19 protein-coding genes and 1 other RNA gene are annotated in these 24519 nt (G+C 72.6%); 17 read left to right on the top strand and 3 right to left on the bottom strand.

The window, feature by feature from the left end; all coding sequences use genetic code 11:
- Nucleotides 1–23 precede the first annotated feature (23 nt).
- Nucleotides 24–557: a M15 family metallopeptidase gene (locus ACFYS8_RS31645; protein ID WP_387647586.1), complete on the top strand. Its 534-nt coding sequence runs from the start codon at nt 24–26 to the stop codon at nt 555–557.
- Between the two features lie 24 nt (nt 558–581).
- On the opposite strand, the gene ACFYS8_RS31640 is transcribed toward ACFYS8_RS31645, so the two are convergent.
- Nucleotides 582–3278 carry an FtsK/SpoIIIE domain-containing protein gene (locus tag ACFYS8_RS31640; RefSeq protein WP_387647658.1) on the bottom strand — a complete coding sequence of 899 codons (2697 nt, stop codon included), beginning with the start codon at nt 3276–3278 and terminating at the stop codon, nt 582–584.
- Between the two features lie 340 nt (nt 3279–3618).
- Between ACFYS8_RS31640 and ACFYS8_RS31635 the strand changes: the two genes are divergently transcribed.
- The 3 genes from ACFYS8_RS31635 (at nt 3619) to prfB (ending at nt 7971) form a co-directional block, all read left to right on the top strand.
- Nucleotides 3619–5448, top strand: a complete 1830-nt coding sequence (locus tag ACFYS8_RS31635; protein WP_387647583.1) for a serine/threonine-protein kinase — start codon at nt 3619–3621, stop codon at nt 5446–5448.
- Between the two features lie 136 nt (nt 5449–5584).
- Complete coding sequence (locus ACFYS8_RS31630) at nt 5585–6832, top strand: serine/threonine-protein kinase (RefSeq protein ID WP_387647580.1); 1248 nt, start codon at nt 5585–5587, stop codon at nt 6830–6832.
- Between the two features lie 35 nt (nt 6833–6867).
- On the top strand, nt 6868–7971 hold the full coding sequence (prfB, locus tag ACFYS8_RS31625; protein WP_387647578.1) for a peptide chain release factor 2: 1104 nt from the start codon (nt 6868–6870) through the stop codon (nt 7969–7971).
- 162 nt (nt 7972–8133) lie between these two features.
- On the opposite strand, the gene ACFYS8_RS31620 is transcribed toward prfB, so the two are convergent.
- A complete protein-coding gene (locus ACFYS8_RS31620; RefSeq protein ID WP_387647576.1) occupies nt 8134–8322 on the bottom strand; it encodes a hypothetical protein in 189 nt (62 codons plus the stop codon).
- Nucleotides 8323–8581: 259 nt separating this feature from the next.
- Here ACFYS8_RS31620 and ftsE point away from each other — a divergent pair, with 259 nt between their 5' ends.
- From ftsE to ACFYS8_RS31570, 10 genes are all read left to right on the top strand, one after another.
- Complete coding sequence (gene ftsE / locus ACFYS8_RS31615) at nt 8582–9271, top strand: cell division ATP-binding protein FtsE (protein WP_387647574.1); 690 nt, start codon at nt 8582–8584, stop codon at nt 9269–9271.
- Nucleotides 9272–9282: 11 nt separating this feature from the next.
- The gene (gene ftsX / locus ACFYS8_RS31610) at nt 9283–10191 is read left to right on the top strand and encodes a permease-like cell division protein FtsX (protein ID WP_387647572.1); all 909 of its coding nucleotides are present in this window, start codon (nt 9283–9285) and stop codon (nt 10189–10191) included.
- A gap of 43 nt (nt 10192–10234) precedes the next feature.
- Nucleotides 10235–11356 (top strand): S41 family peptidase, encoded by a 1122-nt coding sequence (locus tag ACFYS8_RS31605; RefSeq protein WP_387647570.1) that lies wholly within the window; start codon nt 10235–10237, stop codon nt 11354–11356.
- Between the two features lie 44 nt (nt 11357–11400).
- The gene (gene smpB / locus ACFYS8_RS31600; RefSeq protein ID WP_387647568.1) at nt 11401–11877 is read left to right on the top strand and encodes an SsrA-binding protein SmpB; all 477 of its coding nucleotides are present in this window, start codon (nt 11401–11403) and stop codon (nt 11875–11877) included.
- Between the two features lie 104 nt (nt 11878–11981).
- Nucleotides 11982–13250: an alpha/beta hydrolase gene (locus tag ACFYS8_RS31595; protein ID WP_387647566.1), complete on the top strand. Its 1269-nt coding sequence runs from the start codon at nt 11982–11984 to the stop codon at nt 13248–13250.
- A 79-nt stretch (nt 13251–13329) separates the two neighbouring features.
- The gene (locus tag ACFYS8_RS31590; protein WP_387647564.1) at nt 13330–14616 is read left to right on the top strand and encodes an alpha/beta hydrolase; all 1287 of its coding nucleotides are present in this window, start codon (nt 13330–13332) and stop codon (nt 14614–14616) included.
- Between the two features lie 90 nt (nt 14617–14706).
- Nucleotides 14707–15085: a transfer-messenger RNA gene (gene ssrA / locus ACFYS8_RS31585) on the top strand.
- A gap of 169 nt (nt 15086–15254) precedes the next feature.
- Nucleotides 15255–17555, top strand: coding sequence for a HelD family protein (locus ACFYS8_RS31580; RefSeq protein ID WP_387647561.1), 2301 nt, complete (start codon nt 15255–15257; stop codon nt 17553–17555).
- A gap of 321 nt (nt 17556–17876) precedes the next feature.
- Nucleotides 17877–19352: an NAD-dependent malic enzyme gene (locus ACFYS8_RS31575; protein ID WP_387647559.1), complete on the top strand. Its 1476-nt coding sequence runs from the start codon at nt 17877–17879 to the stop codon at nt 19350–19352.
- A 439-nt stretch (nt 19353–19791) separates the two neighbouring features.
- The gene (locus tag ACFYS8_RS31570; protein WP_014136004.1) at nt 19792–20073 is read left to right on the top strand and encodes an HU family DNA-binding protein; all 282 of its coding nucleotides are present in this window, start codon (nt 19792–19794) and stop codon (nt 20071–20073) included.
- Nucleotides 20074–20145: 72 nt separating this feature from the next.
- Here ACFYS8_RS31570 and murA read toward each other — a convergent pair whose 3' ends face one another.
- The gene (murA, locus tag ACFYS8_RS31565) at nt 20146–21501 is read right to left on the bottom strand and encodes a UDP-N-acetylglucosamine 1-carboxyvinyltransferase (RefSeq protein WP_387647556.1); all 1356 of its coding nucleotides are present in this window, start codon (nt 21499–21501) and stop codon (nt 20146–20148) included.
- Between the two features lie 217 nt (nt 21502–21718).
- Between murA and ACFYS8_RS31560 the strand changes: the two genes are divergently transcribed.
- The 3 genes from ACFYS8_RS31560 to ACFYS8_RS31550 all read left to right on the top strand — a co-directional run bounded on the left by ACFYS8_RS31560 (nt 21719) and on the right by ACFYS8_RS31550 (nt 24334).
- Nucleotides 21719–22297: a YqgE/AlgH family protein gene (locus tag ACFYS8_RS31560; protein ID WP_387647553.1), complete on the top strand. Its 579-nt coding sequence runs from the start codon at nt 21719–21721 to the stop codon at nt 22295–22297.
- A 60-nt stretch (nt 22298–22357) separates the two neighbouring features.
- Nucleotides 22358–22633, top strand: coding sequence for a DUF3039 domain-containing protein (locus ACFYS8_RS31555; protein WP_030459614.1), 276 nt, complete (start codon nt 22358–22360; stop codon nt 22631–22633).
- Between the two features lie 69 nt (nt 22634–22702).
- On the top strand, nt 22703–24334 hold the full coding sequence (locus ACFYS8_RS31550) for a beta-N-acetylhexosaminidase (protein WP_387647550.1): 1632 nt from the start codon (nt 22703–22705) through the stop codon (nt 24332–24334).
- The last annotated feature ends 185 nt before the right edge of the window (nt 24335–24519 follow it).

Below are 24519 nucleotides of genomic sequence, written 5' to 3'. Positions count from 1 at the left end.
AGCGCACGGAGCAGGAGGCAGAGATGAGGAAGACCACACGGCGGACCATCACCGCAGCGGGGACGGTGGCGGTGCTCGGAGCGGTGGCGGCGTTTGCCGTGGGGGGATCGGACCAGGTGCGAGAGGCCGACGGGGAGCTGGCCGCCGGTGTCTCGGCCAGCCCGTTCGACAACGGCTCGGCGGCGGTGAGCAAGCTCGATCCGGCGCTGCTCGCCGCGTTGCGGGCGGCGGCCACGGACGCGAAGGAGCAGGGGATCGAGCTGCGGGTCACTTCGGGGTGGCGGAGCCGGAGCTATCAGCAGCGGTTGCTGGATGCCGCGGTGGAGAAGCACGGCAGTCTGGAGCTGGCGCGGCGGTACGTGAACACGCCGGAGAAGTCCTCGCACGTGTCGGGCAAGGCGGTGGACGTCGGGCCGACCAATGCCGACGACTGGCTGAACCGGAAGGGCGCCAAGTACGGGCTGTGCCAGGTGTTCGCGAACGAGATGTGGCACTTCGAGCTGCTGACCACGCCGGGCGGCCGCTGCCCGTCGCAGCTTCCGGACGCCGCCGGCTGAGCGGCGCCCGGAAGCCTGAAGCGGTCAGCTCTCGGTGGCGCGGCGGAGGGCGGAGGCGAGCAGGGCGAGGTCGGTGGGGCCGTTGCCGAGTTCGCGGACGGGGCGCGGGGACGGGGCGGCGCCGTGGTCCTCCAGGCGTTGGGCGACGACGGTGGGCCGGAGCGTCGCGGTGCGCGGGATGCGGCCGCTGACCCGGGCGCCCTGGAAGGCGGTGACGGCGCCGTCGGGGCGGCGCAGGTAGCCGCGGCCGGGGGTGGTGCCGGGCAGGGCGGCGGCGTCGGGCAGGTCGATCAGGAGGTCGGAGTCGCCGGGCTGTTCGGTGCGCAGGGCGATCCGCAGTTGCGCGGCCTCGTCGAGTTCGGTGTCGGCGGTGCTCTCCGGCGAGCCGGTGGTGGCGATGACGTGTACGCCGAGGCGGGCGCCGCGGGTGGCGGCGGCGGCCAGCGCGCGGGCGAGCGGGCGGCCGCCGGGGGAGGCGGGGCCGAGCAGCGCGTCGTAGTCGTCGACGACGACGATCAGGCGGGCGGGGGCGTCGGCGGACGGGGCGTCGGGGGAGCGGCGGGGTTCGACCACCCGGACGCGGTCCGCGGCGGGGCCGCCGACCAGTGCGGGGGTTTTGTCGAAGATCTGCCGGGTGTGCCACTCGGTGAAGCTGAGGCCGCCGAACAGGGCTTCGCGGTGGGCGAGTTCGTCGAGCAGGCGTTCGGCGGCGAGCAGTGCGCCGCGCGGGTCCTCGGCGGCGTTGACGTGGTCGGTGACGTGCGGCAGGTCGGTGCAGCCGGCCAGGCCGCCGTCGTCGGCGCGGTCGCCGTCGATCATCAGCAGGGCGAGACGGCCGGGGCGTTCGGAGACGGCGAGCGAGGCGGCGAGGGCGCGCAGCAGTTCGGACTTGCCGGAGCCGGGGCCGCCGCCGATGAGCAGGTGGTCGCCGTCCTCGGCGAGGTCGACGGCGCAGGTCTCCTCGCCGGCCGCGCCGCGTGCGGTGCCGAGCAGGGCGGCGGCGGCGCCCGCGCCGGCGGGCAGCGCGTTCCAGCTCTCGGCGAGCCGGGCGGGGGAGAGCGATTCGGAGCGCAGCAGGTCGAGCAGGCGGAGGGCTTCGGGGAGCGGTCCGCGGGCGGCGTGGTCGGCGTCGGTGGCGGCTTCGCGGAGCGGGGCGAGGGTGCGGGCGAGGCGTTCGGCCCAGGCGGGGGAGACCGCGTCGAGGGCGATGTCGGTGAGGTGTTCGCGGGCGCCGCCGGCCGGCCGGTCGAGGGTGAGGCGGGTGGCGACCTCGCCGGTGATCAGGCCGAACGCGCCGAGCCCGGTGGGGAGTTCCTCGGGGACCTCGGCGAGGCAGAGGACGAATACGCCGGCCGCGGGGCCCTGCCGGAGCAGCAGGCCGAGGGCGCGTCGGCCGGCGTCGGTGCCGGGATCGCCGTCGACCAGGACGACGGTGGCGGGCGCGGCGGCGGTGGCGGAGGCGAGTTCGGTGAGCCGGGCCTCGGCCTGTTCGGGGCCGAGGCCGTAGAGGAGCCGGCAGGCCTGGCCGTGGGCGGGCCGCAGGTGGGGCAGCCACTGGGCCCAGGACCAGTCCTCGGCGTGGTGCTCGGGGGCGATCACGACCAGGGCGAGGCCGCTGGGCGGGTGCAGCGCGGCGAGCTGGGCGAGCACGGCGCGGGCCAGGCCGGCGAGGCGGTGGCGCGGGCCGGCCAGGCCGAGGCTGCCGGCGGTCTGCAGGTCGACGGTGGCGGGGACGGCGGGCAGCAGGGTGCCGGGGGCGGTGCCGGGGCCGCCGGGGAGGTCGGCGGTGCCCAGACGCAGGGTGAGTGCGTCGGGGTGGTCGGGGCCGCGTTCCCACAGCCGGGGGCCGGTGCCGAGGGCGGCGAGCAGCAGCGCGGCCGGGTCGGGCCAGCGTTCGCGCTGGTTGGCGGCCTGCCGCAGGCGGGCGGTGGCGTGCTGGCGGTCGGTGTCGACGGCGGGCGGCTCGGGGCGGGTGCGGCGCAGCCAGCGGCCGCGGCCGCCGCCGGGCTCGGCGGGCGGTTCGGCGGGGGGCGGGGGGCCGGCCGGGCGGCCGGGTGCGGTGCGGGCGGTGGGGCGGGGGGCGAGCCGGAGCCGGCCTTCGCCGTCGGGGGTGGTGCTGCGGGCCGCTATGTCGGCGGGGTGGGCGAGCTGGAGGGTGGATTCGCCGATCCGCAGCAGTGCGCCGGGCGCGAGTTCGGCGCTCTCCTCGCGCAGGTAGCGCTCGTCCAGCAGGGTGCCGTTGGTGGAGCCGAGGTCCTGGACGGTGGCGTGGCCGTCGGCGGTGAGGTGGAGGGCGAGGTGCAGCCGGGACACGTCGGGGTCGTCGAGCGGCACGTCGGCCTCGGTGGAGCGGCCGATCCGGATCCGCTCGCCGTGCAGGCGGTGGACGCCGCCGGCGTCGGGGCCGCCGACGACGCGGAGTTCGGCGGCGGGGTGGCCGGCGGTGTCCCCGGTGTCCGGGTCGGGCTCGCCGAGGGCGAGGACGGCGCCGTCGATCAGCGGGGGGTGGCCGATCGGGAGCTGTTCGTCCAGGCGCTGCTCACCGGCGTACAGGTGGATGTGGGTGGCGGAGCGTGGTCCGCGGACGCCGACCGCGCCGGCCAGCGCGGTGGCGACGGCGCCGAGCGTGGTGCCGACCGGTGCGGTGACCAGGACGTCGGCAGAGCTCCCGGGGCTGGTCGGGCCGCTGCGCGGTCGAAGGACGGTGAGCCGGATCTGCATCACGCCCGGGGTCCCTTCTGCACACGTGTGGTGCCTGCCATCCTGCCACTCGGGACGGACAGTCCGCGCACGGTACCGGATTTGACGATCTTGCGATCATCGCCATGGTGAATCCGACGCCGAGTCAGGTCAAGGAGACCCCGGCGCCCCAGGTGGCCGACAGCGCGCGACGGGCCCCGGCAACACCTCGGAAACCCGCGCGGGCACCGTTAGAGTTGCCGAAAACCGGGAGCCCTCGCGCGCGGGCGGATCCCAAAGGCCCCGGCGCCGTTCACGGGAACGGGGGAGTGCCGGAACGCGGCCCCGCAGCGGGCGCGGGGTGACCGAACGGAGTGCACAGGTGCGGCCTGTCGGAAGCAAGTACTTGCTCGAGGAGAGCCTCGGACGCGGAGCGACCGGCACGGTCTGGCGCGGCCGGGTGCGCGAGGACGTCGCCGTGCCGGGCCTGCAGCCCGGCCAGGCCGTCGCGGTGAAGGTGCTGCGCGAGGAGCTCGCCGCCGACCCGGACGTGGTGATGCGCTTCCTGCGCGAGCGCTCCGTCCTGCTGCGGCTGACCCACCCCAACATCGTGCGCACCCGCGACCTGGTGGTGGAGGGCGAGCTGCTCGCCCTGGTGATGGACCTGATCGACGGCCCCGACCTGTTCCGCTACCTGCGCGAGTCCGGCCCGCTGTCGCCGATCGCCGGCGCGCTGCTGATGGCGCAGATCGCCGACGCGCTGGCCGCCAGCCACGCCGACGGCGTGGTGCACCGCGACCTGAAGCCCGCCAACGTCCTGCTGGCCACCCTGGAGATGGACGGCGGCGAGCAGATGTACCCGATGCTCACCGACTTCGGCATCGCCCGCCTTGCCGACTCCCCGGGCATCACCCGTACCCACGAGTTCGTCGGCACCCCCGTGTACGTCGCCCCGGAGTCCGCCGACGGCCGCCCGCAGACCGCCGCGGTGGACGTCTACGGCGCCGGCATCATGCTGTACGAACTGGTCACCGGCCGCCCGCCGTTCCAGGGCGACAACCCGCTGGCGATCCTGCAGGCCCACCTCGCGCAGGAGCCGCAGCGCCCCCGCACCATGCCCGAGCCGCTGTGGACGGTGGTCGAGCGCTGCCTGCGCAAGGACCCGGCCGAGCGGCCCACCGCCGTCTCGCTGGCCGAGGCGCTGCGGGTGGTGGCGGCCGGCATCGGCGTGCACTCCTCGCCCGCCGCCGTGGACGCCGCCCTGTCGGTCGCCGCCCTGCTGGTGCCCGACCCCGCGCTCGCCCCGGCCGCGCCGGCCCACGACCCCGCGTTCGGCGGCAACGGGTACGACCCGGCCGCCGCCACCCAGGTCATGACGCACAGTCAGGCCGTCCAGGGCGCCGAGGACCGCACCCAGCTGATGAGCCCGCAGCCGCCCGCGCCGCCCGCGGACCGCACCAGGGTGATGCCCGCGATGCCGCCCGCGCCCGAGCAGCCGCCCGCGCGGCCGGACGGGCCGCACCCGTGGCAGACCCAGCTGCAGGCCGCCCGGGACCGCAACGAGCAGACCCGGATCGGCTACTTCGAGCCGGAGGACCTGGCCGACCCGCAGGTCGCGCCCCGCCCCTACCAGGCCGGCCAGTACCCGCCGCCCGGGCAGCGCCCGCCGGTCGCCCCGCCGCCGTACCAGGCCCCGCAGCCCGGCCCGCCGCCCGGCGGCGGCCGGTACGCCCCGCAGCCGGGCCCGTACCAGCCGCAGCCCGGCCGGCACCCGCAGCAGGGCGGGCACCCGCAGCAGGGCGGCGGCCAGCCCGGCGGCCAGTACCCGCAGGGCCGCGGTGGTCGCCCGCCGGTCGCCCCGCAGCCGTACCAGGCGCAGCAGCCCGGCCCGCCGCCCGGCTACGACGGCCGCCCGCAGGGCCACGCGGCGCCGCAGCGCCGGCCCGAACCGGCCCCGCCGCGCCGCCAGGAGCCGCCGTACCGGGAGCCGGAGCCGCCCCGGGCGCGGGAGCGCGAGCCGCGCCCGCGCAGCCGCAACCGGATGTGGATCCCCGGCCTGGGCTGCGCGAAGGGCTGCCTGCTGGTGCTGGTGGTGCTGGCGCTGGGCTGCCTGGCGCTGTGGAACTTCACGCCGCTCCCGGACTACTGGCACAACGTGGTGGGCTGGTTCGATTCGGCGAAGTCCTGGATCGGCAGCCATACCGGCAACTAGGTTTGACGCTTTGTCGACACTCCGACGAAATTCCTCCGGATCGGAACCGCTCCGGGGGCCCTCCGCGGCCCCCGGAGGCCGCTCGGGCGCGTAGGTTGTTCCGCGAGCACCGACCTCACGAGCCCACGGAGCAGCATTGGCACGCAAGATCGGCAGCCGGTACACGGTCCACCAGGTGATCGGCCGCGGCTCGGCCGGCACGGTGTGGCTCGGCGAGGGCCCGGACGGGCCGGTGGCGGTGAAGCTGCTGCGCGAGGACCTGGCCGCCGACCAGGTCCTGGTCGGCCGTTTCGTCCAGGAGCGCACCGCACTGACCTGCCTCGACCACCCGCGGGTGGTCGGCGTGCACGACATGGTGGTGGACGGCAGTGACCTCGCCCTGGTGATGGACCTGGTCCAGGGCACCGACCTGCGCACCCGCCTGGAGCGCGACGGCGTGCTCGACCCGCTGGTCGCCGCCTCGGTGATCGCCGACGTCGCCGACGGCCTGGCCGCCGCGCACGCCGCCGGCATCGTGCACCGCGACGTCAAGCCGGAGAACGTCCTGCTCGACCTGGCGGCCCCGCCCGGCCCCGGCGGCGCCCCGCGCGCCAAGCTCACCGACTTCGGCATCGCCCGCCTGGTCGACGCCCCCCGCCGCACCCGGGCCACCCGGATCATCGGCACCCCCGACTACCTGGCCCCCGAGATCATCGAGGGCCTGGAGCCGCGCGCCGCCGTCGACATCTACGCCCTCGCCACCGTGCTGTACGAACTGCTCACCGGCACCACCCCGTTCGGCGGCGGCCACACCGGCGCGGTGCTGCGCCGGCACGTCACCGAGAACGTCCCGCCGGTCGAGGGGATGCCGGACGGCCTGTGGCGGATCATCTCCGAATGCCTGGCCAAGGCCCCCGCCTCCCGGCTGCGGGCCGCCGAACTGGCCTCCCGGCTGCGCGAGCTGCTGCCCGAACTGGCCGGGGTCGGCCCGCTCGCGGTGCCCGCCCAGCGGACCGCCACCGAGGAGGCGCCCACCCCCGGCGAGGCCGTCTACGCCGAGACGGAGACCGGCCGCGGCACCCACCGCCGCCGCCGCGGCCCCGCCGTCCCGCTGGTGCCCGGGCCCACCCCCGACTCCACCCGCGACACCCACACCAGCCTGCGCCGCCCGTCCGCCGGGGAGCTCGCCTCCTACGCGGAGGAGTCCCGCGCCCAGCGCACCCAGCCCGCGCCCGCCCACCGGCGCACCCGGGCCCAGCAGATCCGCCGCCGCCGCACGCTGGCCGTGCTGATCGCGGTGATCCTGCTGCTCGCGGGGGCCGCCGCCGCCTGGACGGCGTTCGCCGCGGAGCCCCCCGCGTCCACCGCCGGAGCCGTCCACACCGCCTGGTACCCCCGGTTGTAGCCGAGCCCCCCCGGCGAACCATTACCCTTGTGGGCGTGGCAGCCGTCGATCCTTCCGAAGAGCTCAAGAACCTCGACTCGACCATGTCGTCGATCGAGGCAGTCCTCGACCTGGACAAGATCCGGGCCGACATCGCAACCCTGGAGGAGGAGGCAGCCGTCCCCACCCTGTGGGACGACGTCGCGAACGCGCAGAAGGTCACCAGCCGGCTCTCCTTCCTCCAGGGCGAGCTGCGCAAGGTGGAGTCCCTGCGCGGCCGGGTCGAGGACCTGGGCGTCCTGTTCGAGCTCGCCGAGGCCGAGGACGACGCGGACACCCGCGTCGAGGCCGAGAACGAGCTGGAGGCCGTCAAGAAGGCCGTCGAGGAGCTGGAGGTGCGCACGCTGCTCTCCGGCGAGTACGACGCCCGTGAGGCCCTCGTCAACATCCGTGCCGAGGCGGGCGGCGTCGACGCCGCCGACTTCGCCGAGCAGCTGATGCGCATGTACCTGCGCTGGGCCGAGCGGCACGGCTACCCGACCGAGGTCTACGACACCTCGTACGCCGAAGAGGCCGGCATCAAGTCCGCGACCTTCACCGTCAAGGCCCCCTACGCCTACGGCACCCTCTCCGTCGAGCAGGGCACCCACCGCCTGGTGCGCATCTCCCCGTTCGACAACCAGGGCCGCCGCCAGACCTCCTTCGCCGGCGTCGAGGTGCTCCCCGTCGTCGAGCAGTCCGACCACGTCGACATCGACGAGGGCGACCTGCGCATCGACGTGTACCGCGCCTCCGGCCCCGGCGGCCAGGGCGTCAACACCACCGACTCCGCGGTCCGCATCACCCACCTGCCCACCGGCGTGGTGGTCTCCTGCCAGAACGAGCGCTCGCAGATCCAGAACAAGGCCTCGGCGATGAACGTCCTCCAGGCCAAGCTGCTGGAGCGGCGCCGCCAGGAGGAGCGCGCCGCGATGGACGCGCTCAAGGACAGCGGCAGCTCCTGGGGCAACCAGATGCGCTCCTACGTCCTGCACCCGTACCAGATGGTCAAGGACCTGCGCACCGAGCACGAGGTCGGCAACCCGCAGGGCGTGCTGGACGGCGACATCGACGGCTTCATCGAAGCCGGCATCCGGTGGCGCAAGCAGCGCGAGAGCTGACACTGCGAGGGAGGAGGCCGGCTGAGATGAACATCAGACGCAGCATCGAAGCCGGCATCCGGTGGCGCAAGCAGCGCGAGAGCTGAGCGTCATGGCGAGGCAATGAGAAAGGGCCCCACCGCTTCGGCGGTGGGGCCCTTTCCGTGTTCTCGGTCCTGGGGATCAGCGGGCGAGCAGCGCCAGCGCGATCAGGGCGGCGCACAGGACGGCCAGTAGCACCGTCGGGTTGAGCGTGGCGAACGGCCCGTGCTGCTCCTGCTGGAGCCGGGCGCGGTTGGCGCGACACACCGGGCAGCGGCCGTCGATGACGCGGCCGTTGCAGTTGGCGCACACCAGTTGGTCGCAGGTCATGCGTGTCCTCCTTGCTGCATAGCCAACGTGCCGGAGGCGGCTTCTGTTCCGACTCCCTACCACTCTGCCAGGTTCCGGACACCTGGGCCCCCGGAGGGGAAGGGTTATCGAGCTGTGACGTAGCTCGCAATTTCGGGTCCGAACCGGAACCGAAGCAGACGAAATCCCCATGGGTAGCTGCCCGGTTACTGCGGGTACGCAAGGGCATCGCGTAAGGTCACTGGCTCCGATCCACCTAGGATGGCCCCGTGATGCAGCCGTGATCAGATTCGACAACGTCTCCAAGACCTATCCCAAGCAGAACCGTCCGGCCCTGGACAACGTCTCGCTGGAGATCGAGAAGGGCGAGTTCGTCTTCCTGGTCGGCTCGTCCGGTTCGGGCAAGTCGACGTTCCTGCGCCTGTGCCTGCGCGAGGAGCGCCCGTCCACCGGCGAGGTGCACGTCCTCGGCAAGGACCTGGGCAAGCTCTCCAACTGGAAGGTGCCGCACATGCGGCGCCAACTGGGCACCGTCTTCCAGGACTTCCGCCTGCTGCCGAACAAGACCGTGGGGCAGAACGTGGCGTTCGCCCTGGAGGTCATCGGCAAGCCGAAGAGCGCCATCAACAAGGTGGTGCCCGAGGTGCTCGACCTGGTCGGCCTCGGCGGCAAGGAGGAGCGGATGCCCGGCGAGCTGTCGGGTGGTGAGCAGCAGCGTGTGGCGATCGCCCGCGCGTTCGTGAACCGTCCGATGCTGCTGATCGCCGACGAGCCCACCGGCAACCTCGACCCGCAGAACTCGGTCGGAATCATGAAGCTGCTGGACCGGATCAACCGGACCGGCACCACCGTGCTGATGGCCACCCACGACCAGGCGATCGTCGACCAGATGCGCAAGCGCGTCATCGAGCTCGACAAGGGTCTGCTGGTCCGTGACCAGGCCCGCGGCGTCTACGGCTACCAGAGCTAGAAGAGAGAAGCATGCGCGCCCAGTTCGTTCTGTCGGAGATCGGCGTCGGTCTCCGCCGCAACCTGACCATGACGATCGCCGTCGTGGTCAGTGTCGCGCTCTCGCTCGCCCTCGCCGGTGCCTCGCTGTTGGTCCGCGACCAGGTCAACTCCATGAAGGATTACTGGTACGACAAGGTCGAAGTCAGCATCTACTTCTGCGCCAAGTCGGACCACAACTCCGCCCAGTGCGCGGCCGGCGCGGCCACCGAAGACCAGATCAGGGACGTCAAGGCCGACCTGGACAAGCGTACCGAGCTGGTGCAGAGCGCGACCTTCGAGAGCTCGCAGGAGGCGTACCAGCGCTTCAAGGCGTCCAACCCGGACAACCCGCTGCTCGCGGCGGTCGGTCCGGACGCGCTGCCGGCGTCCTGGCGGGTCAAGCTCAACGACCCGACCAAGTACGACGTGATCCAGAGCGCCTACGCCGGCAAGCCCGGCGTGAAGTCGGTCGAGGACCAGCGCAAGATCCTGGAGAACCTGTTCGGCCTGCTGCGCGGCCTGCAGACCGCCGCCTTCGTGATCATGGCACTGATGCTCTGCGTGGCGCTGCTGCTGATCGTCAACACCGTCCGGGTGTCGGCGTTCAGCCGGCGCCGCGAGACCGGCATCATGCGGCTGGTCGGCGCCTCCAACTTCTACGTGCAGATGCCGTTCATCGCGGAGGCCGCGTTCTCCGCGCTGCTCGGCGCGGGCCTGGCCTCGCTGCTGCTTCTGGGTGGTCACTTCTTCGTCCACGGGTGGTTGGCGAAGAAGGTGCTGTTCATCAACTTCATCGGCCTGTCCTCGGTGCTGGCGGTCATTCCGCTGCTGGTGGTGGTCGGTATGGCGATGGCCGGCATCGCGGCGTTCTTCACCCTGCGCAAGTACCTGAAGGTCTGACGGGCCGTCGGCAGCGCCCGCCGGTGGCCCTACACTCGCTGGCATGCCGACAGCTCCACGTGTACGCCAGGGGATGACCCTCGGCCTGGTGTTCGGCGCCGTGCTGTTCGCCGGAGCCGCTTCCGGGGCCTGGGGCGAACCGATCGGTTCGTCCCGGGCCCCTTTGTCGTCCGACGGGGTCCGCGGCGCGGACCTGTCCGGGGCCGACCTGAGCCCGCAGGAGGCCCGGCAGCTGGTCGGCGCCAGCGGCGATCGGTGGGCGGCCTACCTCAGCCCGCAGCAGTACCGGGACTTCACCGGCGGCCGCTACCCGGGCGTCGGACTGACCGTCGAGCGCAGCGCCGACGGCCCCACCGAGGTGGCCGAGGTGCTGCCCGGCTCGCCCGCCGCCCGGGCCGGCATCGCCGTGGGCGACCGGCTGGTCAGCGTGGACGGCGTCCCGGCCGCTCAACTGCCGGTCACCGAACTGGTGTCCCGGCTGCGCGGCGGCCCGGCCGGCAGCGAGGTCGTGGTCGGCGTGCAGGACGGCGACGGGCCGGTGCGCGAACTCGGCCTGACCCGGGCCGAACTGGCCGCCCGTGAGGTCGAGACCGACCGCCCCAGCCCCGGCGTGGCGCGGATCGCGGTGCACGCCTTCACCAAGGGCGTGGCCGGCCAGGTGCGGGCCGCCGCGGCCGGTGCCCGCGGCGTGGTGCTGGACCTGCGCGGCAACTCCGGCGGCCTGGTCGAGGAGGCCGTCGGCGTCGCCTCGGCGTTCCTCGACGGCGGCCCGGTGGCCAGCTACCAGGCGCGCGGCGAGCACCGCGAACTGACCGCCACCCCCGGCGGCGACACCGCCGTCCCGCTGGTGGTGCTGGTCGACGGCGGCACCATGAGCGCCGCCGAACTCCTGGCCGGCGCCCTGCAGGACCGCTCCCGGGCCGTCCTGGTGGGCGAGCGCACCTTCGGCAAGGGCACCGTCCAGCAGCCCAGCACGCTCGCCGACGGCTCGGTGCTCGAACTCACCGTCGGCCGCTACCAGACCCCAGCCGGCCGCTCCCCGGACGGCACCGGCGTCCAGCCCGACGTTCCCGCCCCCGCCGGCGACGACACCGGCACCGAGAACCTCGCCCTGCGGGTGCTGGACGGGCTGAGCCCCGCCCCCGAACCGTCCGGCGCGCCGTAAAGGGGCTGCCGAGGGCGCCCCCGAGGTGCGAGAATGACGGAGCTATGGCAAAGGAAACGGGCAAGAAGCTGGTCGCGCAGAACAAGAAGGCGCGGCACGAATACACCATCCTCGACACCTACGAGTGCGGAATGGTGCTCACCGGAACCGAGGTCAAGTCGCTCCGCGAGGGCCGGGCCAACCTGGTCGACGGCTACGCGTACATCCAGGGCGGCGAGGCCTGGATCGACAACGTCTTCATCCCCGAGTACACCCAGGGCACCTGGACCAACCACTCGGCCCGCCGCAAGCGCAAGTTGCTGCTGCACAAGATGGAGATCCGCAAGCTGGAGTCCAAGGCCAAGGAGACCGGCCACACGCTGGTCCCGCTGTCCCTGTACTTCAAGGACGGCCGCGCGAAGCTCGAAATCGCCCTCGCCGTCGGCAAGAAGCTCTACGACAAGCGGCAGACCCTGCGCGAGCGCCAGGACCGCCGCGAGTCCGACCGCGCCGTTGCCGCGGCCCGCCGCCGGCAGGGCTGAGGCCGCCGCCAGGAGCGGTTGACTGCACGTCAGGTAAACAGTACCTCCCGGTCGTACGCGGACAGTTGGGGCCTGCGCAGTTGGGGCTTGCGTACGATCTGTGGGTGGAGATCTCACTGCTGAGCGGTTGGCTGCCCTGGACCTTGCGGATACTCGCCCTGGCGGCGGCCGCGGTGGCGCTGTTCCGGGTCAGTCCGTTCTGGTTGCGCCGCAGACTTCCCTGGGTGGCCGGAGGCGCGGTCGCGCTGACCGCGCTGCTCGCGCTGCTGGCCAAGGTGTTCGGGGACATCGACGACCCGCTGCCGTTCGGCCTGTGGTTCTGGCTGTGCTGCGCCCTGCTCGCGCTCGGCAGTCTGGCGGCCGGCGTCCGCAACTCCGAGTGGTGGAACCTGGCCGCGGTGCCGGTGGCCGCCGGACTGTCGATGCTGTGCGCCGCCAACTCGCTGAACATCTCGACCGGTTACTACCCGAGCGTGGACGCCGCGCTGGGCGACCTGTCGGGCGCGCCGGTGCCGCAGGAGATGAGCCTCGAGGAGGCCCTCACCACCGTCGGCAAGGCCACCGAGGGCCGGGTCGTCGTGGTGGACATCCCCGCCGACGCGAGCGGCTTCAAGCACCGCCGCGAGAAGGTCTACCTGCCCCCGGCCTGGTTCCGCAGCAAGACGCGGCCCAAGCTGCCCGTGGTGGAGATGATCGGCGGCCAGTTCGCCGCCCCCGACAACTGGATCCGGGCCGGTGAAGTCGTCAAGACCGCCGACGACTTCGCCGCCGCGCACAACGGCTACGCCCCGATCCTGGTGATGGTCGACGCCACCGGCGGCTTCAACGTCGACACCGAGTGCGTCAACGGCGCCCACGGCAAGGCCGAGGACCACCTGGTCAAGGACATCCCGCCGTACATCACGAAGACCTTCGACACCGCCACCGGGCCGCGCTCCTGGGGCGTGGTCGGCTGGTCGATGGGCGGCACCTGCGCCGTCGACCTCGGCGTGGTCCACCCCGAGGTGTTCGGTCACTTCGTCGGCATCTCCGGCGACATGGGCCCCAACCTCGGCGGCAAGCAGACCACCATCAACCAGCTGTTCGGCGGCGACGTGGCCGCCTGGGAGGCGCACGACCCGGCGACGGTGATGGCGAAGGCGAAGAAGGACACCTACCAGAACTCCAGCGGCATGTTCATGGTCGGCTCCGAGGAGACCGAGGCGCACCGCAACACCGCCCAGGAGCTCGACAAGCTCTCGAAGGCCGCCGGCCTGAAGACCAGCGTGCAGATCCACCCCGGCAAGCACGACTGGCAGTTCGGCGCTTTCGCGTTCCGGGAATCGCTGCCCTGGCTGGCCAAGGAACTCGGCGTGCCGGGCACCGGCAGCTGACCGGCGGCACTGTCGCAGCTTCGTCACCGTCCACCCGCGGGACCAGCACCGCCACCGCCCGGGCGCCTACCATCCTCGAGTGGACATATCGCTACTGGACGGCTGGTTCCCGTGGACGGTGCGCGCGCTCGCCGTCGCCGCACTGCTGGCCGCGATCGGCCGGCCCGGACGCCGCTGGTGGCTGCGCCGGCTGCCGGTGGCGGTCGGCGCGGCGGCCGGCGCGGCGGGGCTGCTCGCCGTCGGGGTGCTGGAGCTGTCCGGGATCACCGACCCGCTTCCCGCCGCGCTGTGGGTCTGGCTGGGCGTGGCACTGCTCGCCGCCCTGGTGCTGGTGGCCGGCTGGCGCGGGGCGCGCTGGTGGCACCGGGCGGCGGTGCCCGTCGCGATGCTGGCGGCGGTGCTGGCCGGGGCGAACACGCTGAACGCGGCGACCGGCTACTACCCGACGCTGGGCGACGCGATCGGCGAACTCTCCGGCTCCCCGGTGCCCGACCAGATGAGCCTGGACCAGGCGCTGCAGACCACCGGCCGCACCGGCACCGGCCGGGTGGTCGCGGTGGACGTCCCCGCGGTGCCGAGCGGCTTCGCGCACCGGCAGGAGCTGGTGTACCTGCCGCCGGCCTGGTTCCGCAGCAAGACGCGGCCCAAGCTGCCGGTGGTGGAGATGGTCGGCGGCGAGTTCGCCGCCCCCGACAACTGGGTGCGGGCCGGCAACGCGGTGAAGACCGCCGACGCCTACGCGGCCAAGCACAACGGCTTCTCCCCGGTGCTGGTGTTCGCGGACGCCACCGGCGGCTTCAAGGTCGACACCGAATGCGTGGACGGCCCGGCCGGGAACGCCGCCGACCACCTGGTCAAGGACCTGCCGAAGTACGTCGAGAAGACCTTCGACACGTCCGCCGACCCGAAGAAGTGGGCGATGGCCGGCTGGTCGATGGGCGGCACCTGCGCGATCACCCTGACCGCCGCCCACCCCGAGGTGTTCGGCCACTTCCTGGACATCTCCGGCGACCTCGGCCCGTACATCGGCGACAAGCAGCAGACCATCGAGAAGCTGTACGGCGGCGACGCCGCCGCCTGGGCCGCCTACGACCCGCAGACCGTGTTGGCCGCGCACCGCGGCAAGTACAAGGGCGTCACCGGGATGTTCGACGTCGGCGACCAGGAGAGCGGGCAGCTCGCGCACGCCAAGCAGCTGGAGGCGGCGGCCGGGAAGGCCGGGCTGACCACCCGCCTGAACGTCGAGCCCGGGCGGCACGTCTGGCAGTTCGCCGCCGGCGCCTTCGAGCGCCAGCTGCCGTGGCTGGCCCAGCAGTTGGGCACTCCGGGGGCGGCCGCGAAGAACCCGCCGGCCGCCGCTCGTTAATGCGCTGGACCCTTGACGCGCCGCCCGAGTACTATGGCAGCGCATCACCCGGAGGGCCTCGCCCGCCGGTGCTGTTTGTCAAATCAACATGGGGATGATCGGTTTCGACAGTGGCTGTCGAAACAGGAGAAGCGAGCCGAGGAACGCGGCAATGATCTCGTAAACCATCTGTCGCAAAAATATAATCGCCAACTCTAAGCGCGATTCCCAGCAGTTCGCTCTCGCAGCCTGATCTGCGAAAGTGAATGGGTGTCAGCCCGGGGCGTTCCCGACCCGGATCCTGGCATAATCTAGGGAACTCAACCTTCCACTCCGGTCACGGGGGTGGCGGGGAAATCAAACAGTGGCTGGGCCTGTTGGCGGCTTGTCCGCGTGACTGCCAGGGCCGAGAAACTCACAGCGGACTGCGCTCGGAGAAGTCCTGAATCCTCTCCACTGGACCCGGGTTCGATTCCCGGCATCTCCACCACCCCATGTGCATCGCAGAGCCGTCCTCCACCAGGAGGGCGGCTCTCGTGCGTTCCGGGCCGGTCCCCGGTCCCCGGTCCGGGCGTCGGTGGGCGGGGGTCCTCGTCCGCGGAACAGTTCATCCCGTAAGATCGTCCGTCCGCCTTTTTCTCCGCACCTCTGGGGGCTCCTTGGGCGCGCACGGCTCTGCCGAGCACCACACCGATACTCTCCGCGACCGCGAGATCGCGGAGGAGCAGCAGCATCTCGACACCGTCTACCAACGGCTCGAGGAGAAGCTCGCCGAGGCGGAGTACATCCTGGAGGACGCCGCGAAGCGCGTGCAGGTCGGCACCCCCGGCGCACTCGCCGAGCGCGACGCCCAGGTGTACCGCGCCGGCGCGCACCTGCAGCGGCTGAACAACGAGTTCGAGGACTTCCTCTTCGGGCGCATCGACCTCCAGCAGGCCGACGCCCCCGAGGAACACGGGATTCCCTCGCAGACACCGATGGACCCGGCCGACCCGGCGGTCGCCGAGAGCCTGCACATCGGCCGGCTCGGCGTGCTCGACGCCGAGTTCGGCCCGCTGGTGATCGACTGGCGGGCCCCGGCGGCCGCACCCTTCTACCGGGCCACGCCGCTGGAGCCGGGCCGGGTGATCCGCCGCCGGGTGATCCGCTCCAAGGGCCGCAAGGTCATCGGCGTCGAGGACGACCTGCTGCGTCCCGACCTGACCCCGACCCTGGACGGCGAGGAACTCGCCGTGGTCGGCGACGGCGCGCTGATGGCGACGCTGGGCCGGGCCCGCGGTCACACGATGCGCGACATCGTCTCGTCCATCCAGAAGGAGCAGGACGAGGTGATCCGGGCGGCCGCCGCCGGCGCCACCCTGGTCACCGGCGGCCCCGGCACCGGCAAGACCGCCGTCGCCCTGCACCGCGCCGCGTTCCTGCTCTACCAGGACCGCCGCCGCTACGCGGGCGGCATCCTGGTGGTCAGCCCGACGGCGCTGCTGGTCTCCTACACCGAGGGCGTGCTGCCCTCGCTGGGCGAGGAGGGCCAGGTGGCGATCCGCGCGGTCGGCAGTCTGGTGGACGGCATCGAGGCGGCCCGCTACGACAGCCCCGAGGTGGCCCGGATCAAGGGCTCCTCGCGGATGGTGCAGCTGCTGCGCCGGGCCGCCCGGGCGGCCCTGGAGCTGGGCGCGCCGACCGAGCTGAAGGTGTTCGCCCGCGGCCAGGCGCTGCGGCTGGACGCCGGCCGGCTGAAGACCGTGCGCGGCAACGTGGTGGGCGGCGGCGGCACCCCGCTCAACCTGCTGCGCCCGCGCGCCCGCCGCCTGCTGCTGGACGCGCTCTGGTCGGAGGCCGTGCGCGACCTGCCGAAGCCGGTCAGCCACGGCGAGCGCGAGCAGCGCCAGGAGGAGCGCGAGTCCTTCGACGAGTACGTCTCCGACGAGGCCGCGTTCCTGAACTTCCTGGACGCCTGGTGGCCGGCCGTCACCCCGCGCCGGGTGCTGGCCACGCTGCGCCAGCACCGGCACACCAACCGGATCGCCCGCCGGGCCGTCACCCCGGAGGAGGCCCGCCTGCTGGCGGCGTCCTGGCGGCACCTGGACGACCGCGGCGCCGGCGACCTGTCGGTGCACGACGTGGCGCTGGTTGACGAGCTGCAGGTGCTGCTCGGCGAGCCGGCCCGGCCGAAGGTCCGGGAGGTCGACGCGATCGACCTGCTGACCGGCCTGGAGGAAGTCACCACGTACGGCGAGCGGGCGTACGGGCGGCGCGAGCGCGAGCGCATTCCCGAGGAGCGCCGCGAGTACGCGCACGTGATCGTGGACGAGGCGCAGGACCTCACGCCGATGCAGTGGCGGCTGATCGGCCGCCGCGCCCGGATGGCGACCTGGACCATCGTCGGCGACCCGGCGCAGTCGTCCTGGCCGTTCCCCGAGGAGGCGCAGGCGGCGATGGGCGAGGTGCTGGCGGGTAAGCCGCGCCGCCGGCACACGCTGACGGTGAACTACCGCAACCCGGCGGAGATCGCCGAGGTGGCGGCGAAGGTGCTGGCGCTGGCCGCGCCGGGCACCCCGTCGCCGAGCGCGGTCCGGGCCACCGGCGTGCACCCGCGGTTCGCGGCGGTCCGGGACGCCGGCGCGGAGTCCTTCGGCAAGGCCGCCCGGGCCGAGCTGGAGCGGCTGCTGTCCGAGGTGGACGGCACCGTCGCGGTGGTCGTCCCGATGGACCGCCGCGCGGAGGCCGCGTCCTGGACCGAGGGCCTGGGCGACCGGGTGGTGGCGCTGGGCAGCCTGGAGGCGAAGGGCCTGGAGTACGACGCCACGGTGGTCGCCGACCCGACCGGCATCGCCGGCGAGTCCGAGGCGGGCCTGCGGGTGCTGTACGTGGCGCTGACCCGCGCCACCCAGCGGCTGACGGTGCTGTCCGGCCCGGACGACCTGCCGGACGCCGCCGGAGTCCCGGCCCTGCTGAAGTAACGCGAAGGCCCCCCACCAGGAGGTGGGGGGCCTTCGTGAAGCTGAACACCGACCCGCCATGCTCGCCTCGCGGCAAGTGGTCCCTCGAAGGGACGAAGGTTGGGCCCGGGGGCTTGGATCGAGCCGGTGCCGTTCCAATGTAACGCATCGGCGCCCACGGGCAAGGAGGCCCTCTGCCCGGGCCGTGCGGGTTTGTCGGATCCGCACACTCAATGAACGTTATTTCTGGGAAGCACCCGGTAGGTGCGACGATCGATACCTAGCATGCTGCGCGATTACCAGGCCGGTCACGGTCTGCTGATTCTAGGAAGAAGGACGTCGATGGCGACGGTGCCCAGTGTCTCGAACTCGATCACGGTCCGGTTGGAGGTGCCGGCCACCGGCAACGCGGTGAGCTCCATCACCACCGCGGTCGAGTCCTCCGGCGGCTCGGTCACCGGCCTCGACGTCACCGCCTCCGGCCTGGAGGCGCTGCGCATCGACGTCACCGTCGCGGCGTCCTCGGTGGCGCACGGCCAGGAGATCGTGGAGAAGCTCCGCACGATCGACGGCGTCACCATCGGGAAGGTCTCCGACCGTACGTTCCTGATGCACCTCGGCGGCAAGATCGAGATGTCCTCGAAGCTGCCGATCCGCAACCGTGACGACCTCAGCATGATCTACACCCCGGGTGTGGCCCGGGTGTGCATGGCGATCGCGGAGAACCCCGAGGACGCCCGCCGCCTGACCATCAAGCGCAACTCGGTCGCCGTGGTCACCGACGGCTCCGCGGTGCTGGGCCTGGGCAACATCGGCCCGAAGGCCGCGCTGCCGGTGATGGAGGGCAAGGCGGCGCTGTTCAAGCGCTTCGCGGGCATCGACGCGTGGCCGCTGTGCCTCGACACCCAGGACGCCGACGAGATCGTGGCGATCGTCAAGGCCATCGCCCCGGGCTTCGCCGGCATCAACCTGGAGGACATCTCCGCGCCGCGCTGCTTCGAGATCGAGGCCCGGCTGCGCGAGGCGCTGGACATCCCGGTCTTCCACGACGACCAGCACGGCACCGCGATCGTGGTGCTGGCCGCGCTGACCAACGCGCTGAAGGTGGTCGGCAAGGAGATCGGCGAGATCCGCGTGGTGATGAGCGGCGCCGGCGCCGCCGGCACCGCGATCCTCAAGCTGCTGATGGCCGCGGGCGTAGCGCACGCCACCGTGGCGGACGTGCAGGGCGTGGTCCACCTGGGCCGCGAGGACCTGAACGAGAACCTGCGCTGGATCGCCGAGAACACCAACCGCTCCGGCCGCACCGGCACCCTCAAGGAGGCGGTGGCCGACGCCGACGTCTTCATCGGCGTCTCCGCCCCGAACGTGCTGGACGGCGACGACCTGGCCACCATGGCCAAGGACGCGATCGTCTTCGCGCTGGCCAACCCCGACCCGGAGGTCGACCCGGCGGTGGCCCGGCACACCGCCGCGGTGGTCGCCACCGGCCGCAGCGACTTCCCCAACCAGATCAACAACGTGCTGGTCTTCCCGGGTGTCTTCCGCGGCCTGCTGGACGCCCAGTCCGCCAGCGTCGACACCGAGATGATGCTGGCCGCCGCCCGCGCGCTGGCCACCACCGTCACCGACGACGAGCTGAACGCCAACTACATCATCCCCAGCGTCTTCCACCCGGGTGTCGCCAAGACCGTCGCCGCGGCCGTCCGGGACGCCGCCGTGGCGGCCCGTGGCGGCGCGGAGGCGGCCCCGGCGAAGCCCACCCCGGGCATCGTCGGAACGCTCGACACCGCCGCGTTCCCGGCCGTTCAGCTCTGAGCCGGTGAGCGCCCGGCACGGTCGCCGCGGCCGGATTGCGGCGAACGTGCCGGATCCCTTGCGACACAAGGGAAAGGGGCGTGTTTGGGCTTGTCGGTGCCAGGGCGTACCGTAGCCCTGCGACGGGGTGGCGTGTCCGACAAGTACGGAACGTCCCCAGTTGTGCCACGGCGTGTCGTCCCGGCCGCCGCCCGCCCCGGCCACCCCGGAACCGACGGAGCGTCACACCTCTGTCCGGCGGACGCTGTTCGGGTCAACCACGCCGGTACCCGATTGGCTTTCTCAGTGCCGGTCGAGGCAGGATTCGTACCCAGGCGGGCAGTTTGCGGCGCTTCGCGGTGCGAGCCCGGCCCCTGACCACCCCTCGCCTGAACGAGCACCGTGCCGCGGACCGGCCATGCCTCCGCGTACGGCAGAGCAACAGACCACAGGAGTACACATGAACCGCAGTGAGCTGGTGGCCGCGCTGGCCGAGCGCGCCGAGGTGACCCGCAAGGACGCCGACGCCGTGCTGGCCGCCTTCGCCGAGATCACCGGCGAGGTCGTCGCCAAGGGCGACGAGAAGGTCACCATCCCCGGTTTCCTGACCTTCGAGCGCACCCTGCGCGCCGCCCGCACCGCCCGCAACCCCCAGACCGGCGAGCCGATCCAGATCGCCGAGGGCTTCAGCGTCAAGGTGAGCGCCGGCTCGAAGCTGAAGGAAGCCGCGAAGGGCAAGTGACCCTCCGCTGAACGCACCGGTGGCCGGCCTCCCCTCGGGGAGGCCGGCCACCGGCTTGTTACGGGCCTTGGATCAGGCGGTCAGCTGGACCGCGGCCAGCTCGGCCTCCGACGGCAGCTCGATGTGCGCGCCCAGGTCGCGCAGCTTGTCCATGAAGTTCTCGTAGCCGCGGTTGATCAGGTCGATGCCGTGCACCGTGGAGGTGCCCTCGGCCGCCAGCGCCGCGATCAGGTACGAGAAGCCGCCGCGCAGGTCGGGGATGACCAGCTCGCCGCCCATCAGCTTGGACGGGCCGGAGACCACCGCGGAGTGGTTGAAGTTGCGCGCGCCGAACCGGCACGGGGTGCCGCCCAGGCACTCGCGGTACAGCTGGATGTGCGCGCCCATCTGGTTCAGCGCGCCGGTGAAGCCCAGTCGGGACTCGTACACCGTCTCGTGCACGATCGACAGGCCGGTGGCCTGGGTCAGCGCCACCACCAGCGGCTGCTGCCAGTCGGTCTGGAAGCCCGGGTGGACGTCGGTCTCCAGGGCGATCGCCTTCAGCTCGCCGCCCGGGTGCCAGAAACGGATGCCCGCGTCGTCGATCTCGTAGGCGCCGCCGACCTTCCGGAAGGTGTTCAGGAAGGTCATCATCGGGATCTGCTCGGCACCGCGGACGTAGATGTCGCCCTTGGTGGCCAGCGCCGCGCAGGCCCACGAGGCGGCCTCCAGGCGGTCCGGCAGCGCCCGGTGGGTGTAGCCGTCCAGCTCGTCCACACCGGTGATCAGGATGGTGCGGTCGGTGCCCAGCGAGATGATCGCGCCCATCTTCTGCAGCACGCAGATCAGGTCGACGATCTCCGGCTCGATCGCGGCGTTGCGCAGCTCGGTGACGCCCTCCGCGAGCACCGCCGTCAGCAGCACCTGCTCGGTGGCGCCGACCGACGGGTACGGCAGCTCGATCTTGGTGCCGCGCAGCCGCTGGGTGGCCACCAGGTAGGTGCCCTGCGGGTGCTTCTCGATGGTGGCGCCGAACTGGCGCAGCACCTCGAAGTGGAAGTCCACCGGCCGGCCGCCGATGTCGCAGCCGCCCAGGCCCGGGATGAACGCGTGGCCGAGACGGTGCAGCAGCGGGCCGCAGAACAGGATCGGGATGCGCGAGGAGCCCGCGTGCGCGTCGATGTCCGCCACGTTGGCGCTCTCGACGTGCGACGGGTCGAGGATCAGCTCGCCCTCCTCGTCGCCGGTGCGGACAGTGACACCGTGCAGCTGCAGCAGGCCGCGGACGACCTTGACGTCCCGGATGTCCGGCACGCTGCGCAGTCTGCTGGGGCCCTGGCCGAGCAGCGCGGCGACCATGGCCTTGGGGACCAGGTTCTTGGCGCCGCGGATCTGGATCTCGCCTTCGAGCGGGTTTCCGCCGTGGACCAGCAGGACGTCGTCGGTCATCGTTCTCGCAATCCGGGGTGCGCAGGGATGTTTTCGGCTGCGGAGCTGAGGGAACGGCCCTTCGCCACCACATAGATGGTAGAGGGTGGGCGATTGGTTCCCGTGTGCCCTATTGGTGATCATGCTGTAAGGGGTGCCCGGCGGCACCGCCATTGGGCCGGACGGGTGGCCTGCCCACGGCCCGCCGGGTGTCCGGCGCGGCCCCTCGGGAGGCATCATGGCAGGCATGGAAGCGGCCCCCTCGTTCACCGGGCGACTGCTCGTGGCGACGCCCGTACTGACCGACCCGAACTTCGCCAGGTCGGTCGTGCTGCTGCTCGACCACGACGCCCAGGGGGCGCTCGGCGTGGTCCTCAACCGGCCCACCCCCGTCGACGTGGCCGCCGTGCTGGACGGCTGGGCGTCGCTGACCGGCGACCCCGCGGTGGTGTTCCAGGGCGGCCCGGTGGGGCTGGACTCGGCGCTGGCGATCGCCGTGGTGCCCGGTGAGGAGACCCACCCCGGGCCGCTCGGCTGGCGGCGGGTGCACGGGGCGATCGGCCTGGTCGACCTGGAGGCCCCGCCGGAGGTGCTGGCCGGGGTGCTCGGTGGCATGCGGGTGTTCGCCGGCTACGCCGGCTGGTCGCCCGGCCAACTGGAGCAGGAGATCGCCGAGGGCGCCTGGTACCCGGTGGAGTGCGAGGCCGGCGACGTCTCCTGCGTGGAGCCGGACCGGATGTGGCGGGCCGTGCTGCGCCGCCAGCGCGGGCCGCTGGCGATGCTCGCCACCTACCCGGACGACCCGATGCTGAACTGACCGGCGGCCTGCTCCCACATGGTGGCCGGGTTCCGGGCGGCCCCCATAGACTTGGCACCCATGAGCACTCTTGAGCCCGAGCGCGGCCTCGGCACCGGCACCCTGGTCGAGCCCGTCCCGCAGACTTCGCACGGGGACGGCGACCACGAGCGCTTCGCCCACTACGTCCAGAAGGACAAGATCATGGAGAGCGCGCTCTCCGGGTCCCCCGTGGTGGCGCTGTGCGGCAAGGTCTGGGTGCCCGGCCGCGACCCGAAGAAGTACCCGGTCTGCCCGATGTGCAAGGAGATCTTCGACGGGTTGAACAACCCGGGCGGGGACGACAAGAAGGACTGACCGTCCGACCTGTGCGATGCCCCCGAGTGGTCTATGCCAATCGGGGTTCACCGGGGCAGGATGAGGCGCATGGACCTCATCCCTGCCCCGTTGCACGTCCGGACCCCCGCCGACACCGCCCCGTTCGAGCTGCACACCGGCACCCGGATCGCCGCCGCCCCCGGCACCGAGGGCGTGGCCCGTCGACTGCGCGCCGAACTGTCCGCCGCCACCGGCCTCGACCTGGACCCGGCCCCCGCCGGGCAGGACGGTGACCTCGTGCTCGCGCTGGACGACACCCTCGCCGCCGAGGAGTACCGGCTGAGCGCCGGCCCGGACGCGGTACGGCTCACCGGCGGCGGCGCCGCCGGTCTGTCGCACGCCGCGCAGACCCTGCGCCAGCTGCTCGGCCCCGCCGCGTACCGCACCGCGCCGCTGCCCGGCGCGCGCTGGACGGTGCCCGCGGTGGAGATCCACGACGCGCCCCGGTTCGGCTGGCGAGGCGCGCTGCTGGACGTCTCCCGGCACTTCATGCCCAAGGCCGGGGTGCTGCGGTTCATCGACCAGCTGGCCGCCCACAAGCTCAACGTCCTGCACTTCCACCTGACCGACGACCAGGGCTGGCGGATCGAGGTCAAGCGCTACCCGAAGCTCACCGAGACCGCGTCCTGGCGGGAGCGGTCGATGGTCGGCTTCCGGGCCGGCAAGCGGCACGACGACCAGCCGCACGGCGGCTACTACACCCAGGACGACCTGCGCGAGATCGTCGCCTACGCCGCCGCCCGGCACATCACCGTCGTCCCCGAGGTCGACCTGCCCGGCCACAACCAGGCCGCCATCGCCGCCTACCCCGAGCTCGGCAACACCGACGTGGTGGACACCGCCGCGCTCGGCACCTGGACCGACTGGGGCGTCAGCGAGAACATCCTGAACGCCTCCGAGGCCACCCTGCGGTTCTACGAACACGTGCTGGAGGAGGTGCTGGAGATCTTCCCCTCCACCTTCGTCCACCTCGGCGGCGACGAGTGCCCCAAGGACCAGTGGAAGTCCAGCCCCGCCGCGCAGGCCCGGATCGCCGAACTCGGACTGAAGGACGAGTTCGAGCTGCAGAGCCACGTCATCCGGCACTTCGACAACTGGCTGGCCGAGCGCGGCCGCCGCCTGATCGGCTGGGACGAGATCCTGGAGGGCGGCCTCGCTCCCGGCGCCGCCGTCTCCTCCTGGCGCGGCTACGAGGGCGGCATCGCCGCCGCTCAGGCCGGCCACGACGTGGTGATGTGCCCCGAGCAGCACGTCTACCTCGACCACCGGCAGGCCGGCGGCGAGGACGAGCCCGTGCCGGTCGGCTGGGTGCGCACGCTGGAGGACGTCTACCGCTTCGAGCCCGTCCCGCCGCAGCTCGACGAGCAGGCCGCCCGGCACGTCATCGGCACCCAGGCCAACATCTGGACCGAGTTCATGCTCGACGGCCGGGACGTCGACTACAAGGTGTTCCCGCGGCTGGTCGCGTTCGCCGAGGTCGCCTGGTCCGACCTGCCGCGCGACCCCGACGCGCGCGATTTGGCCGGTTTCGAGGCCCGGATGGCCGGCCACTACCCGCGCCTGGACGCCCTCGGCATCGAGTACCGCCGCCCCGAGGGCCCGCTCCCCTGGCAGCGCAAGCCCGGCATCGTCGGCCGGCCGATCGACGGGCGTCCCGGCGCCGGTCCGGCCGTCGGCTAGGACGTACCGGAACTCCGGGCGCGGCCGCCTCGTCATGATCAAGTGAACAACCGATCACCTGGACGGGCCCGGTCGCGTTCGCGCCCGGAGTTGTCCCGAGTTGTTCGGACCTGTCCGCGACCTCGGAAATGATCAGCGGTCTTTGTGTGCCAGAGTTGCCCAACCCGCACCGATCGCCCGTACCC

It is taken from the genome of Kitasatospora sp. NPDC004615 (assembly GCF_042873545.1).
Taxonomy (GTDB): Bacteria; Actinomycetota; Actinomycetes; order Streptomycetales; family Streptomycetaceae; genus Kitasatospora.
Note: the sequence above shows the minus strand (reverse complement) of the source record. Positions and strands in the feature narration are given on the sequence as shown.

Bases quoted from the DNA above. Each gene is read 5' to 3' on its own strand.
- ACFYS8_RS31645 (WP_387647586.1), top strand. From the start codon at position 24: ATGAGGAAGACCACACGGCGGACCATCACCGCAGCGGGGACGGTGGCG.
- murA (WP_387647556.1), bottom strand. From the start codon at position 21,501: ATGACCGACGACGTCCTGCTGGTCCACGGCGGAAACCCGCTCGAAGGC.
- ftsX (WP_387647572.1), top strand. From the start codon at position 9,283: ATGCGCGCCCAGTTCGTTCTGTCGGAGATCGGCGTCGGTCTCCGCCGC.
- ACFYS8_RS31575 (WP_387647559.1), top strand. From the start codon at position 17,877: ATGGCGACGGTGCCCAGTGTCTCGAACTCGATCACGGTCCGGTTGGAG.
- ACFYS8_RS31605 (WP_387647570.1), top strand. From the start codon at position 10,235: ATGCCGACAGCTCCACGTGTACGCCAGGGGATGACCCTCGGCCTGGTG.
- ACFYS8_RS31620 (WP_387647576.1), bottom strand. From the start codon at position 8,322: ATGACCTGCGACCAACTGGTGTGCGCCAACTGCAACGGCCGCGTCATC.
- smpB (WP_387647568.1), top strand. From the start codon at position 11,401: ATGGCAAAGGAAACGGGCAAGAAGCTGGTCGCGCAGAACAAGAAGGCG.
- ACFYS8_RS31555 (WP_030459614.1), top strand. From the start codon at position 22,358: ATGAGCACTCTTGAGCCCGAGCGCGGCCTCGGCACCGGCACCCTGGTC.
- ACFYS8_RS31570 (WP_014136004.1), top strand. From the start codon at position 19,792: ATGAACCGCAGTGAGCTGGTGGCCGCGCTGGCCGAGCGCGCCGAGGTG.
- ACFYS8_RS31640 (WP_387647658.1), bottom strand. From the start codon at position 3,278: ATGCAGATCCGGCTCACCGTCCTTCGACCGCGCAGCGGCCCGACCAGC.
- ACFYS8_RS31550 (WP_387647550.1), top strand. From the start codon at position 22,703: ATGGACCTCATCCCTGCCCCGTTGCACGTCCGGACCCCCGCCGACACC.
- ACFYS8_RS31560 (WP_387647553.1), top strand. From the start codon at position 21,719: ATGGCAGGCATGGAAGCGGCCCCCTCGTTCACCGGGCGACTGCTCGTG.